Here is a 13,718-nt window from a genome sequence, read left to right on the forward strand (position 1 = left end):
CGTGATAAGAGCGCAAAACTCTAGTTCTGGGTGGTCCAAAGTTCGGTCTCGCTACAACAAAACCCCGAGACTCTAACTGCCGCTGGATGAAAATGCAGTGGCAGGTCACCGCAGATGCGCACCCGATGGGCTTCCTATACTGCCAACCTCGTTCGAAGTAGGTGCAAGGTCTGTGCCAGCGCAAACAGCGCAACCTGTGGCTGCTAATGGCAGCGGATTCATGATTGCCCCGGTCCTCGCCTGGGCCAGAAAGAGCGCCAAACTCGATTAAGCCTAGGAGCCCCCCTTCTCGAAAAGCCTGGCCAGTCTCAAATTATCTGACACGGACACTCGAAGTTCTCACTCGGGCAAGAGCCGCTAGACAATTTAAACTACGTCATCTCCAAGACATCGATGTCCCAATCCCGACGGTAGGACGGGTATACCCTGTCAGTGCAGAGAGAGGCGCGTTGTGTCACGAGGAAACGCTCGGTCATAAACCTGCAATCAAAGCGTGCTACGTAGTTTGGTCCGACAACTTGCCGCTGCTGGTCGGAGTGACGCGCAGTGTTTTTTGCTCATTGATTTGTCGGGATGGGTATTCGCGCATGGTTTACGACGCTGCTACGGTGCAGATGCTCCGCAACGTCCTTGATGAAGTACTTGCTAGCTCCACGTTCATCGGGCAGGAGCACCGCTCTGCGCTGGAGATCGCGGAGCGCATTCTTTGGCTTGCCTCACAGGGAGAGCGGGAGGCCGCGACAATCAAACAGCACTTACTGAACGAGTTTTTGGTGAGCGGTAGCGATAGCGTAAGAGCCGAGAACGCCACCTCGATGGTAAGCAAGGCTCCGCGTTTGTGTTCGGACATACGATACCGGGGACCCTAGTAACGCCGGTCGGAGGTTCCGAGCTGAATGACAAATGCCGGCCAATCGCCGCTGAAGTTGTTTGACGCTGGGCTATGCACATGCAGATCCCATTTCCGCCACTCCGCCTCCGCGGAAAAAGAGATCTGTTCGGTGTCATCTCCATATCGCGCGCTAGACAAATGCGCCTCGGAGTCATGTGATCTGAACGAATGCTAGAGCAGCCTACTTACCACCATTCAGGATCCATACAAAGCCCTCGCCGTGGCGAGGGCTGGACAAGCAGTGTCCGAGGCAAATGTCCGCACTGATCGCGCGCTTAACCCTGAGGGTTCGGCAGGGCTTCCGATGTTCCCCGCCACGGTGCTTCGTCCTGCTGGAGCATTCTTCCGCAGCGTCTGGATAGGAGGCGACCATTTCTTGTTCTGTTCAGCACTCGCTTGCCAACATCAGCCTGACGACACGCAATGTCCTTTCCGGGTCGCTTGGATCTTCGGAGCCTTGCTGCATCTTCCTGTCGTCGTAGTCGATCTTCCAGAAGACCTTTTGACCCACCAAGTCGAAGCTTCCGAAGCCGTGCTCGCCATGAGGATCGTTCTCCTCTGTGGAGCACCAAGTGCGGGCAGGCCGATGCACACGATAAGCCGAGAGCTCGAGTTAGTAGCTGGCCGCCTCTGCGACTCGCCCGGTTGCGCCGCGAGCGCGAATCCGTAGTTGTCGTGTCGCCCGCAGCTCCCGTCATGTGTTCGGCAGACGAGGTGCGAATGCGACGGATAATTGGCATTGATGTCCACCGAACCTTCGGGGAGGTGGTATTTTGGGAGAACGGCAGGCTTCGACATGCGGGTCGCATTGATATGACGCGGACTGCGCTGGAGGGATTTGGCAAAACCCTGCTGGCCGATGATGAGGTGGTGCTCGAAGCGACTGGTAACCGCCTGCGCGGTGTCGCGGGTTCTGGCGCCATTCGTGGCGCGGGTGATCATCGCCAATCCGTTGCAGGTGAAGGCGATCGCCCAGGCTCACGTCAAGACCGATAAGATCGATGCCGGCACGCGCCAGTCTGCAGGCGGCGGAATACCTGCGGCAGATCTGGACGCCTGACGCGGAGACAGAGCGCAAGCGTAGGCTGGTGGCGCGGCGCTACCAGGTCGTGCGGCATCGCACGCGGCTCAAGAACGAGGTGCATTCGATCCTGCACGCGCACCTGATCCCGAAGTGCCCGCATGCCGATCTTTTCAACGCCCGCGGCCGGGCATGGTTGGCCGCTCAACAGTTGCCGGACGATGAGCGAGCGGCCATCGACCGGCATGTCCGTGAGCTTGACCGGCTGGCGGAAGACCTGGTCCTGCTCGACCGCGAGATCGCGCGGGACGCAATCGAGGATTCCGCGGTCAACAGATTGATGACGATCACCGGCGTGAACCTGACGGTCGCCGCCGGCATCGTGGCGGCGATCGGCGACATCAGCCGGTTCAACAGCCCGCAGAAGCTGGTGAGCTATTTCGGGCTGAACCCGCGGGTGCGGCAGTCCGGGTTGCGAGCAGCCCACCACGGCCGTATCGGCAAGATCGGCCGCAGTCATGCGCGCGCCATGCTGGTCGAAGCGGCCTGGGCAGCGGCCAAGGCGCCAGGTCCACTGCATGCTTTTTTCGTGCGGATCCGCGCGCGGCGCGGCCATCAGATCGCCGCGGTGGCCGTGGCTCGGAAGCTCACTGTGCTCTGCTGGCACTTGCTGACAAAGGGCGGGGATTACCTGTGGGCGCGCCCGGCGCTAGTAGCCAACAAGACCCGCGCGATGCAACTTCAAGCCGGACATCCACAACAGAAAGGGAGCCGCCGTGGACCAGCCTATGCCTACAACATCAAGCCGCTGCGCGACCGCGAGATGTTGATTGCCGCCCAGGCCGAGCAAAGCTACGAACGATTCGTGTCGCAATGGAAGTCGCGGCACCCAAAAACCGGCGCGCGAGCGCCTCAGTTCGGCAGGACAAAATAGACAGTCCGGTGACGCTTGCAGCCGACGCGTCACGCTTCGCCACGAGGTCGCCCGCGCCCAACAACCATAATCGCGGCTGATGGCAAGTTCTAGCCAGGAATGCAGTCCCGTTCCACCGCCAGTGTGCCGCCGTGCTCGGGTCGGTCAAGGCCAAGCCTTCCGGTGGCCGCAGATGCGGCCAGCACATTCACTGTCTTGTGCACCCAGCATCGCTGGTGCCGGGTGCCAGGACAAGCCTCATCGAGCGCCTTCCAGAAGCCGAGCCCGCCGTCGCCGACGGTTTCCGGGGCGATCTGCAATCCGCGCTGCATGACGTCGATCAGGAGCTCGCGCCAGCTCTGCGTGCTCTCCCGCACGCCGACCTGAAAGCCGATCAGTTCCTTCTTGCCTTCCGGCGTTGCGCCGATCAGCACCAGCATGCATTCGCCGTGGTCTTCCATGCGCGCCTGCAGGAAGACCCTCATCGGCCCACACATATACGTAGCGCCGCGCCGACAGATCGCGCTTCTGCCAACGCTCGTACTCGCCTTGCCATTCGGCGGTCAGCCGGGAAATCACCCCTGGCGACAGGTTCGGTGCGCCCTTACCCAGTAGGGCCGTCAGCGCCTCCTGGAAGTCGCCGGTCGAGATGCCGCGCAAGTAGAGCACCTGCAACAGCGCGTCCAAACTCCTGGTCCGTCGCGCCCACAGCGGCAGAATCGCCGAGCTGAACTGGATCCGCTCGCCATCCCCGGCCGCGCCGCGGTCCCGAATCTTCGCCCGTGCGACTTCGACGGGGCCGATGCCGGTCTGGATCGTTCGCGCCGGGCCGCGACCGTGCCGCACCACGCGGGCGCGCCCGTCGGCCGGCTTTAAGTCCTTCATCGTGGCAAGAAACGTCGCGACTTCGACCTCGATTGCCTGCGCCAAAAGCTGCTGCGCGCCCGCTCGCAGGATATCCGTCAGTGGATCGTTGATCTCGTCGGGCTGACGAAGCGGCACAAGGTCTCATTCATAGCGTATCGCTCTCCTTGAGAGGTTCTGGCAGGCTCGACACCCGCCTCGATACGCCGCTATCTCAGGCCGTCATCACCCAGCTTCCCGCATAGCTCCCACTACTGACGCGAAGTTAGACAAAATGCTCAATCGACCGTATGGGCGCTCGTCGCGATGCCTCCGCCTCGCCACCGAGACCCGGACATGCATGGCTGGTCCCGGATCGCGGGGTGGAACGTCGAAAGATCAAGTCTGCAACGATTTCGCGACTGACGCCAATTGAGTGGAGGGGCGAAATCGTGCTCGTGGGTCACGAGCCCGACGTGACCTGGTAAGGCGTTAAAGCCTCTCTGTAAGTGCGCGCGGAGCGAGACAATGTGGCTCATGTCACCCGGAGTAACACGTTTCGCTAGCACCGATTACCGCAACGGCAATTGCCCTTTTGCGATCAAGGACGAAGACCGCTTCTCGCACCTTTACATCATTGGCAAGACTGTACCGGAGCGGCATGTCCGTGAAGATCGGATCGCGCTCGCTGCTTCTGGCTTCATCGAAGTATTCAAGAAAATGTGGCCGGATGCATGGGGCGTTCGCATGGAGCACATTTTCGCAACGTTTTGATGCCGCTGCAGGAGCAACGGCACGCCACGATGCGCATCCTATCGGAGCGGAAGTTCCGGGCCGAGATTGCGCGACACTTGAAAAACGAGTCGGTTCGGACGTTCTTCATAAAAGAGTTTGAAGCGGTTCTCGTTTGGCTACCGTGCCGACGGCACGGCGCCTATCCAGAACAAAGTGGGCGCCTTCCTTTCAGATCCGATACTCAACAGACTTCTAACCGCTCCCCAGCAGGATCTCCATGTGCGGCAAATCATGGATGAGGGCAAAGTACTACTGGTGAACCTGGCCAAAGGGCAAATCGGTGAGGACAGCTCGTACACCTGGGCGGATTGCTCGTCACTACGCTCGAGCTTGCTGCGTTTAGCCGCGCCGACCTACCCGAGTATGAACGGCGTCCGTTCTTTGTCTACGTCGACGAGTCTCAACACTTTACGACGCTCGCCATCGCGAATATGTTCTCAGAGCTTCGCAAGTATCGGGTCGGCTTTACAGTCGCCCACCAATACCTCCATCAGCTTGAACCAGAGGTGCGTTACGCCGTTCTCGGAAACGCCGGTACGATCATATTCTTTAGGGTTGGTTCAGACGGTGCGACATACCTGGCGCGGAAATTTCAAGGCCGATTTGATGAAGCCGATCTGTTTGCAGCTGTCCAACTATCGTCTACTTAAAGCTGATGATTGATGGTACTCTTCTGATTGATGGTACTCCTTCACTTCCCTTCGGTGCGACCACGCTTGAGCCCTGTACTTTTCGACGTTAGTGAGAGAAGCTGTTATCCTTGGAAGCCATCGCGGAAACGTCAATTGCATCGCGCCGAGCCTATTCATCAAGGAGGGCCTTCCGGCTTCAATGCGGTCGGGCACTCCATCTCTCTACAGCGAAGGGCAGGAGTGCACGAAGGACTTCGCTGCTGCACTTCGTTGATATCACGCGGCGGCCGATCAGAAGTTTGCACCTGCCGAGTTCGCGCTCGGCGATGTCTATTATCAGGGACGCGGCGTACCCGTCGATTTCGCCCAGGCTGCGATCTGGTATAGCAAGGCCGCCGCGCAGGATCACGTGAGGGCGCAGTCTGGGCTCGCATTCATGACGCTGAAGGGTAGGGGCTTGCCCGAGAGCCCGACTGAGGCTGCTCGCCTATTCCAGAGTGCCACGCATGATGATCCGATCGCACTCTACAACATCGGCCCGTTACGGCTCAGCGGCAAGGGCGTCGCCAAAGACCTCGATCGCGCCGAGACCGCGCTGCGCAACGCGGCGCGGAAGGATTATCTTCCGGTAATTCAGGCACTGGCGGAATTCTATGCGAGCGGAGCCGATGCCGAGCTCGATTTGCGGGAGGCGGCGATTTGGTATGAGAAGGCGGCCGAGCGGGGCGATGTGCAGGCGCAATTCTTCGTAGGGCGGTTCTATGCGACTGGTGTCGGTGTCTCGCCCAACATTCGTTATGCCGCGAAGTGGTTCGAGCGCGCGGCCGAAAATGGCTATGCCACTGCGGCGTTCAATGTTGCAATCTTCTATCTAAACGGCTCCGGCGTTCAGCGCAACTTGGAGGCCGCGATAACAATGGTTTCGAACGTGCCTCCGATGGCGGCGTCAGCGCCGCACAGGTGCAACTCGGAAAGCCCTATTCGACCGGTGCTGGCGTTCCCAAAGATCAGGAAATGCGTCGGAATGGTTGAGCAGGGCCGCCAGTAGCGGAGATCCTGACGCCAAGACCGCCTATGCGGTCTTCCTGCTTCATCAGGATGCGTCTGCTGATAACGTTGCACACGCGCACTCTTTGTTGGGAGAGGCCGCGGAGGCTGGTCATCCTCCGGCGGCGTTTCAACTGGGCGCGCTGAAGATGGGTAAGTTCGGAGGGGCCGCCGATATATTAGGCGCAATCCTATGGCTCACACGGGCGGGGAAGCCGGTTATGTCGAGGCGCAGTACATGCTTGGACTTCTCCATCTGGACCAGAAGAGCGGCGTGGGGAATGCTCAGGCAGCATCATCGTGGATGACCAAGGCCGCGCGCGCAGGGCATGCAGCCGCACACTTCCAGCTCGCCGTTATGTACTGCACGGGGTATGGAGTGCGCCTGGATCTTGCAGAGGGTGTGAACTGGTATGAGGCCGCTGCAGAGCAGGGGCATACTGTTGCGCAGTACAACCTCGCCGTCATGCTCGGGAGGGGACAGGGGCGCGAGGCTGACGTGACGAAGGCAACGGAATGGTTTCAGAGAGCCGCCGAGCGAGGGTGGCGGAAGCGCAGGTTGCTCTGGGCGACGCGTTGATGTCAGGCCGAGGCACCGAACGAGATCGGGACGCAGCGATCAATTCGTATCAATACGCGGCGCGGCAACGCAATGAAGGCGCCGTGCGGCGCCTCCAGTCGATCGGCGCGACGCGCGAGGAGACTTTCACACTGGAAACATAGGCTTTACGCTAGCCTCAGGCGAGGCGCAGCGCCGCTGCCAGCCTGCAATCCAGGTCAGCACTGGGCGCGACAAAACTAAACAGTCGGCCGTGAAGAACCGCCCAAGCCATTGAGCGGGAGTCAATTTTGGAGCGGAGCAAGGTTTAATTGCTAGCTTTTGGGGTCTGAAGGCCGGGAAGCTTGCAATTTCATTTTCAAGATTGAAGGAGGCCGCTGGCGCGCATTGAATTTCGCCTCCTGTTCTCAATTGGGGTCGATGTATTAGTTGGCGGAGCTCGTGCTGACGATCTGCAAATGAGCGGGAACATCGAATTCCATCTCGCGCGACACCTCGACGATGGTTTCTGGATGATGGCCATTCTTGGACAGCGCGTACTTGAACGCTCGGGTGCGGTTCAGGAAGAGACCGCGAGAAATAGCCGTTCTGTTCGCGCGCAACCCAAATCCCACGGCGATTCCTGCGACTGCCCAGGCGAGGCGCAGCACCGCCAGTGCTGAAAACCGTAGGCGACCGCATCCGCGACGGTTCCAAATTGATGGTTGGCAGCTTAAGGTCTCTGACGTTTGTTCCCAATCACAACGCCGAGCAATTGCATTCTCGCTTGGGTGTCAGCTACACGGGCTCGCGACGCTCGTTTAAACGCCAGCAAGGAATGTACAGACGTCCGCTATCTAACAAAGGTGATCTGCAGTGTCTGATTTCTGCCAGTGTTGGTTTTCGATCAGACAAAACCTGTGCAGCAGAACAGGAAGACGGAAGTTGCTTGGCCATACTTCGTCTCGGCAGCAACAAGATGCCTGGCATCGACTTTGCATGGAGCGATTCGGGAACGTCGTGGAAAGTCACCCCTGCTCGCAAAACGTCCTCTTGAGGTTACGCTTTCTTGGTCACACTGACCTCGCTTGCGAGCAGTTTGCCGGATGAAAGACGCCGTAGACAGGCAATCCGGCACCACAGCGTGAATCAGCACTACGGGGCGGCATCGACTCTAGAACAGAGGAGGTCAGCCATGTCTGACTCGTTCCAGCGCTCCAACTTGGCCCAGTCAATGGAAGCGCAACATGCAGAACTCAAGCACGCGCTCACCCGCAGCCCATTCAGACTCCACGCTGATCGCATGGTCCAACAGGGCGCGAAGACCATCAACATTCTACAAGTTGCCTGGATACTGCGGGTCAAGCGCGGCTGCGAAATGGTCTTTATGCGCCTGCCCGAGCTTTTGGCAAGCGGCGAACGTCTGGCCAAAGATCTGCGGAACCTGCGTGACGATGGACAGCTTGGCATTTCCTGGCGTGAATACACCCGCGACGCGGGCGAGCGCGCTATATTGCTAATCGATCTTCTCCGGGAGAGCGGCGACCTCTTCCTTGAACATGAGGCGGCAGGCTGTCAGCCGGTTCTTTTCTACGAGTACGAGAAGATCATGGACGGAAGGGATCTTCCCGTAAAGTCCAACTTCGTATTGCTGCGCATCATCCCGTCGCAAGATGTTACGGTCGATTACACCCGTCGTCGGCCCTTTGTTATCATCCCTCCACGTGCGGGACACGCTGCGGGTGTGGGAGCCCACGAGCACGATAGTCAGCTCGGCGTTGCCTTGCGCGAAGGTCATCCAGTTTATCTGGTGAGCTTCCGTCGCCAGCCGGAGCAGGATCAGCAACTCTCTGATGTGGCCTATGCGGAAGCGGCGTTTGTTCGAGAAGTGATCCGCCGGCATCCGCGCGCGCCTCTGCCGGCCATTATCGGCAACTGCCAAGCAGGCTGGGCGACCCTCGTTATGGCCGCAACAAACCCTGACTTGACAGGACCCGTCGTCATCAATGGATCACCGGTGACGGCTGTGTCGGGAAACATCGGCGACAACACTTTCCGCTACATTGCCGGCATATTCGGCGGAGTCTGGATCCCGATGTTTCTGTGCGACCTTGGCCAGGGCATGTTTGATGGAGCCAATCTCATACATAATTTCGAGATGCTCAATCCCGAGCGCCGGCTGTTCCTCAAGTACGCCGAGCTTTTCCGCGACGTGGATACGACGCGCGAAAGCTTTCTTGCCACCGAGAAGTGGTGGAGCAGCTTCTGCTTGCTGCACGAAAACGAGATCTGCTGGATTCTCGAAAACTTGTTCATCGGCAACCGGCTCGGCAAAAACATGGCCTACCTGGGATCGGAGCGTCAGCACGTGGATCTCAAGCAGATCCGGGCGCCGATCATCGTGTTTGCCAGCCATGGCGACAAAGTGACGCCGCCCCAGCAGGCTCTGAATTGGATCACAGATATTTACGAGGACGAGGAGGAGATCCGCGTTCGCGGCCAACACATTATCTATATGGTGCATGACGACATCGGGCACCTCGGCATCTTCGTCTCTTCAAACGTTGTCAATAGGGAGTTCCGGCAAGTTGCAACCACGCTTGAGGCAATCGAAGCGTTGATGCCCGGCCTCTACGAAATGTGCGTCAAAGATGTTCAGGAACATGATGGACGAAAAAGCTTCAGTGTTGAACTAGTCGAACGCAGCTTCAAGGACATCCGGGCATTGAACGACAACTATCGCGATGAATTCCCTTTCCGTGCGGTTGATCGGGCGTCTGAACTTCAGGCACAGATCTATCACACAATCGCCCGCCCCTTCGTCAGAGCTGCAGTCACAACCTTCACGGCCCAAGCTTGCCGTAGTGTTCACCCGGAGCGCCTGTCGCGAGCGCTAGTTTCTTCGCGAAATCTGATGCTGGCTGGCTTCAAGTCCATAAGCGAGCAGGTTCGCCAGTCTCGAGCCAAGGCCAGAGTAGATAATCCATTCCTGCTGGCGGAAGCCTTGTATGTGCAGCATATCGCACAGGCGATGATCTACTGGCGCGACCTGCGCGACATGATGTATGAGCTGACGTTCCACAGCATGTGGAACGCTCCTTTGCAGCACTATTTTGGTGATCGCTACGAAGTGCAGGCGAGGCAAATGACGCCAGAAAAATTGAGGTCGCGCCCGGACGTTCAGTGTGCGCTTAAGATGATCGCGACCGGCGGCTTTATCGAGGCCGTCATCCGCATGATGGCGCTGCTTGTGAGCGATCGCGGCGGTATCCGCCGCGACCGTCTCGATCGCTGGTCACGCGTCCTGACGCAGAACGAGCCGTTCCGCTCGGTCCCTTCTGACCGTCTGACTACAATCACTCGCCAACAGACCATCATCGCCACTTTGGAACGGGAGCAAGCTATCGAGACCCTGCCATTGCTGCTGGATGACTCTGAGGAGCGCCGCCGCGCCTACCTGGTCGCACGCTATGTACCCGGCCCCATCGCGGAAATGTCGCCGAAGACGATCGACCTCCTAGGGCGGTTTGCTCAGGTGCTTGAGCAGCCGCCAATCACCGGCGATGTTACCGAAAATCCGTTGGCGCAAATGAAGGCTGAGTAAAGCATCGATGCTTGGCGTAAAGGATGATGACCATCGGCTTGAGCGTCAGGCGTGGCAACTGAGGGCAATCTCGATGCGCCTCGTAGTTGGCACAGGATGAAGCCAGTTCGTCCTGCACGTTGTACTCTGACGCTTGCGGCTGGAGCGGCCAAACATGTTCGACGCGCGCCTATTGTGTGTTCCGGATCCTGAGCGCTGATGGTAACGGAGGGCTCGAAATTCAAGAATTGGCTTGACGAAAGAAGCGAGCAGATGCCGATGCGTTCCCTTTGCAGATAAGAACCGGCCGCGCTGAAGTCGTCGAATCTGGCGACTTCCTCCGGACCGAGCAGAGATATTAGTGGTTGGGGCACTTTCTCCCTGCCGAAATCCGCGGAATGGAGTTCTTCGCCGTGGACCACGATACCATCCGCGCCGAGCTGATGTACTTGGAGTCCCTTGGCTCCCGAATCTCGGGCTCAAAGAGCCACGATCAACTTGTAGAGCATGTTAAACAGCAGTGGGCCGACTTCGGTATGCGAGTTCACGAGGACGTCTTGCATTTCGATCGCTGGAGCATGGCTGCAGAAAATCCCGACGGTCTGCGTCTTACGATCGACCGGCGCGACATAGCGATCTCTTCGGTCTTTCCCTACTCCGGGACCACCGGCCCCCTAGGGACCGAGAAGCAGTTGTACAGATTGCGCGGTCCAATACCGCGATGGACCAAAGCGCGCGGAGGAATTGCGGTCGTCGAGGTCCGAAATCGAGAGTTCCCGTTTGATGCGGCGGTCAAGACTTGGGATCGGGCGCGTGCATGGGGCAAGACCACTATGCCGCTGCTTCCTGCCACGTTCGCCGGCCTCGGTCTGGCGCGTGCTCGACGAGCTGGCGTTGAGGCGGTGATCTTCGCCTGGCGTAGCATAAGCATTTTCAACGCCAAAGGACAGTACTTACCGTTCACGTTGCCCTACCAGAACATTCCAGCGGTCTTCGTGGCCGGAGACGACGCCGACTTTGTGTTGGACGCCGCCTCACGGGCCAGGCAGGCGACGCTCGTCGTCGACGCCGTGATCGAGCGAGACAGCACTATGCGAACAATATGGGGGGCCGTGGAAGGTAACAGCGCAGCCCACGAGACTGTCCTCGTGGTAAGCCACAGCGACGGTACAAACATTGTCGAGGAGAACGGTCACATCGGTTTGGTCGAACTCGCGCGCCAGACTGCCGCTCGACCGTTGGCACGCACAGCAATCTTCGTGTTAACAGCTGGACACCTTCGAATCCCGGCGGTCACTGACGATGGCCAAGCCACTTCGCGCTGGTTGCGGGATCACCCACAATGGTGGGTTGGTGGCCCGGGAAATCGCCACGCAGTGGCGGGCCTGGTGATCGAGCACCTCGGCGCTCGGGAATACCGGGACGATCCCCTCAAAAACACCTACGGCCCAACAGGCAACCCCGAACCCGAACTGCTCTACGCCTCCACCCCGCAGCTGACGGCGCTTATCGAATCAGAGTGGCGAACAACCGGGCACCCGCCGAGAGTGTCGGCCCCAAACGCGCTCATTCAGTTGGGCGAAGGCCAGCCGCTCTACTTAAAAGGCATCCCAAACATCGCGCTCGTCACCGTGCCGCAGTACCTACTAAGTATTGAACCGGGCGACTACGTCGACGTCGCTCTTCTGGACAGACAAGTCAGCAGCTTCGCGCGACTGCTGCGACGAATTGACACCATGCCCAGCAACGAAATCGGAACCGTCGAGACGATTACTCCACTCGCGAAGGCGGCTGCCGCGCTGCGCGCGATTGGCATTCTCGCTTGCAGCTCATCGGACTGGCGGTAATCCGGTTGCACCAACCTCCAAAAACGTACGGAGACAGTAGTCAGCTCGAGGGTCCAGGTCAAAGCGAACCGGCAAGAGCGCCTTTTCGCGTCCGCTTCTGGCTCGAATCTGAAGACCACTTTCCACCCTTTAAGACTTTGCGTCGATGCGGTGCGGTCCGCCGGACGTCATTCAGATAGCAGAACGTGGCCTCGCCGCCAGCGATCGCGGTAAGACCGCCGGCCATGCCCGTCCCGCGCGGCGGGAGCCGGCCCAGGTGATGGCCATGCTCCAAAAGATCGGCACCGAGCAGCAGCGGCGGAGCCCACGGGGTCCTAACTCAGAGCGGAGTATCGAGCACACTTCTATGAGGTTTATGAGGTAGCCTGCGGGAAGTTCTGCAGAAGCTGAGCGGCTGAAGCGGTCATGGCAAGTCCGGTGGTTGCGAAGATCACCGCTCGTGGAGGAGCTTGGACCCGCCATGACCGTGACGACGATTAAGACGGATGTCTCTGCAGTCAAAGAGTTGTTGAGGTCGGACAAGGAGTTCCTGAAGCCGCTGATCCGCAGGAAGATACTCGAAGCCGAGATGACGGAGACGCTGGGTGCGGAGAACGGAGAGCGGAGCGAGGGAAGGCTTGTGATCTTGCCCCCAAGTTTTATCCAATCCTGAGTTCGCTCCGGCTGTTGGATTTGCCCGGTTGGGCGGTGGCTGCGACGGGAGCTGGCGGCAGAGCTTTCGGCATAGCGCAGCGCCAGATGCCGGCGCGGGTGACAGCTGAAGGCGAACTCGGAGGGCGTTTTCCATCCTGGGAGTGTGGTCGCGCATCGTTGTAATCGGGCCCGCCAGCATCCGCGTGCGACGCGAGCCTGGGCCAGCGACGTGAACAGCGTCTCGTTCAGCAGTTCATCCCGCAGCCTGAAGCTCTCGACAAAGGCATTCTGCATGGGCTTGCCCGGCCCAATGTAGTGCCATGCGACGCGCCTCTGCCCCGCCCCGGTCAGGATGGCGTTGCTGGTCAGTTCGGTGCCGGTGTCGCTGACCACCGTCTTGGGCTTGCCGCGCTCCGATCACCAGCCGGTCCAGTTCCCGCGCCACGCGGATGCCGGAGAGCGAGGTATCGGCGACCAGCGCCAGGCATTCGCGGGTGCAGTCATCCACACGGTGAGGATACGGAAGCGGCGGCCGCAGGTCAGCTGACCCGACACGAAATCGAGCGACCGGCGGTCGTTCGGCGCCATCGGCACCGTCATTGGCGCCCGGGTCCCGATCGCCCGTTTGCGGCCGCCACGCCGCCGCACCGCCAGCCTCTCTTCCAGGTAGAGCCGGAACAGCTTCTTTTGGTTGACCCTCCCGCTTGAGCAGCACATGCAGGCGTCGATAGCCGAAGCGGCGGCGCTCCTGGGCGGTTGCCCGCATGCGCTGGCGAAGGCCGGCTTCGTCCGCCCAAGTCATTTGGTATCTCATGGTCATGCGGCAGCAGCCGATGGCTTTACACGCCCGCCGTTCGCTCATCCCGTGGGCGCCTCGGTGACACCTTTCCGCTTGGCCGCGGGCGTCACCACTTCTTTCCCAAAAGGTCCTTCAACGCCGCATTGTCCAGCATGGCGTGGGCGAAAAGGCGCTT

7 protein-coding genes and 4 pseudogenes are annotated in these 13,718 nt (G+C 59.6%); 7 read left to right on the plus strand and 4 right to left on the minus strand.

The window, feature by feature from the left end:
* Positions 1-1,277: 1,277 nt before the first annotated feature.
* Positions 1,278-1,484 (minus strand): DUF3768 domain-containing protein, encoded by a 207-nt coding sequence (locus XI05_RS09785; protein ID WP_271500938.1) that lies wholly within the window; start codon positions 1,482-1,484, stop codon positions 1,278-1,280.
* Positions 1,485-1,630: 146 nt separating this feature from the next.
* On the opposite strand from XI05_RS09785, the pseudogene XI05_RS09790 reads away from it, so the two are divergent.
* A pseudogene (locus tag XI05_RS09790) lies at positions 1,631-2,847 on the plus strand (IS110 family transposase).
* A gap of 179 nt (positions 2,848-3,026) precedes the next feature.
* On the opposite strand, the pseudogene XI05_RS09795 reads toward XI05_RS09790, so the two are convergent.
* Positions 3,027-3,828, minus strand: a pseudogene (locus XI05_RS09795) (IS256 family transposase); the annotation flags it as partial.
* 369 nt (positions 3,829-4,197) lie between these two features.
* Here XI05_RS09795 and XI05_RS09800 point away from each other — a divergent pair.
* The 3 genes from XI05_RS09800 (at position 4,198) to XI05_RS09810 (ending at position 6,723) form a co-directional block, all read left to right on the plus strand.
* Positions 4,198-4,443 (plus strand): hypothetical protein, encoded by a 246-nt coding sequence (locus XI05_RS09800; protein WP_271500940.1) that lies wholly within the window; start codon positions 4,198-4,200, stop codon positions 4,441-4,443.
* A gap of 1,089 nt (positions 4,444-5,532) precedes the next feature.
* Complete coding sequence (locus XI05_RS09805; RefSeq protein WP_271500942.1) at positions 5,533-6,144, plus strand: tetratricopeptide repeat protein; 612 nt, start codon at positions 5,533-5,535, stop codon at positions 6,142-6,144.
* Positions 6,145-6,381: 237 nt separating this feature from the next.
* A complete protein-coding gene (locus XI05_RS09810) occupies positions 6,382-6,723 on the plus strand; it encodes a tetratricopeptide repeat protein (RefSeq protein WP_271500950.1) in 342 nt (113 codons plus the stop codon).
* Positions 6,724-7,127: 404 nt separating this feature from the next.
* Here the strand turns inward: XI05_RS09810 and XI05_RS09815 are convergent, their stop codons facing one another.
* On the minus strand, positions 7,128-7,352 hold the full coding sequence (locus XI05_RS09815) for a hypothetical protein (protein ID WP_333939837.1): 225 nt from the start codon (positions 7,350-7,352) through the stop codon (positions 7,128-7,130).
* A 524-nt stretch (positions 7,353-7,876) separates the two neighbouring features.
* Here XI05_RS09815 and XI05_RS09820 point away from each other — a divergent pair.
* The 3 genes and pseudogenes from XI05_RS09820 to XI05_RS09830 all read left to right on the plus strand — a co-directional run.
* Positions 7,877-10,285 (plus strand): DUF3141 domain-containing protein, encoded by a 2,409-nt coding sequence (locus tag XI05_RS09820; protein WP_271500944.1) that lies wholly within the window; start codon positions 7,877-7,879, stop codon positions 10,283-10,285.
* A 377-nt stretch (positions 10,286-10,662) separates the two neighbouring features.
* Positions 10,663-12,111 (plus strand): hypothetical protein, encoded by a 1,449-nt coding sequence (locus XI05_RS09825; protein WP_271500946.1) that lies wholly within the window; start codon positions 10,663-10,665, stop codon positions 12,109-12,111.
* Positions 12,112-12,571: 460 nt separating this feature from the next.
* Positions 12,572-12,730: pseudogene (locus XI05_RS09830) on the plus strand (IS256 family transposase); the annotation flags it as partial.
* Between the two features lie 19 nt (positions 12,731-12,749).
* Here XI05_RS09830 and XI05_RS09835 read toward each other — a convergent pair.
* Positions 12,750-13,718, minus strand: a pseudogene (locus XI05_RS09835) (IS3 family transposase); the annotation flags it as partial.

Source organism: Bradyrhizobium sp. CCBAU 11357, from assembly GCF_028128865.1.
In the GTDB taxonomy this organism is placed as follows: domain Bacteria; phylum Pseudomonadota; class Alphaproteobacteria; order Rhizobiales; family Xanthobacteraceae; genus Bradyrhizobium.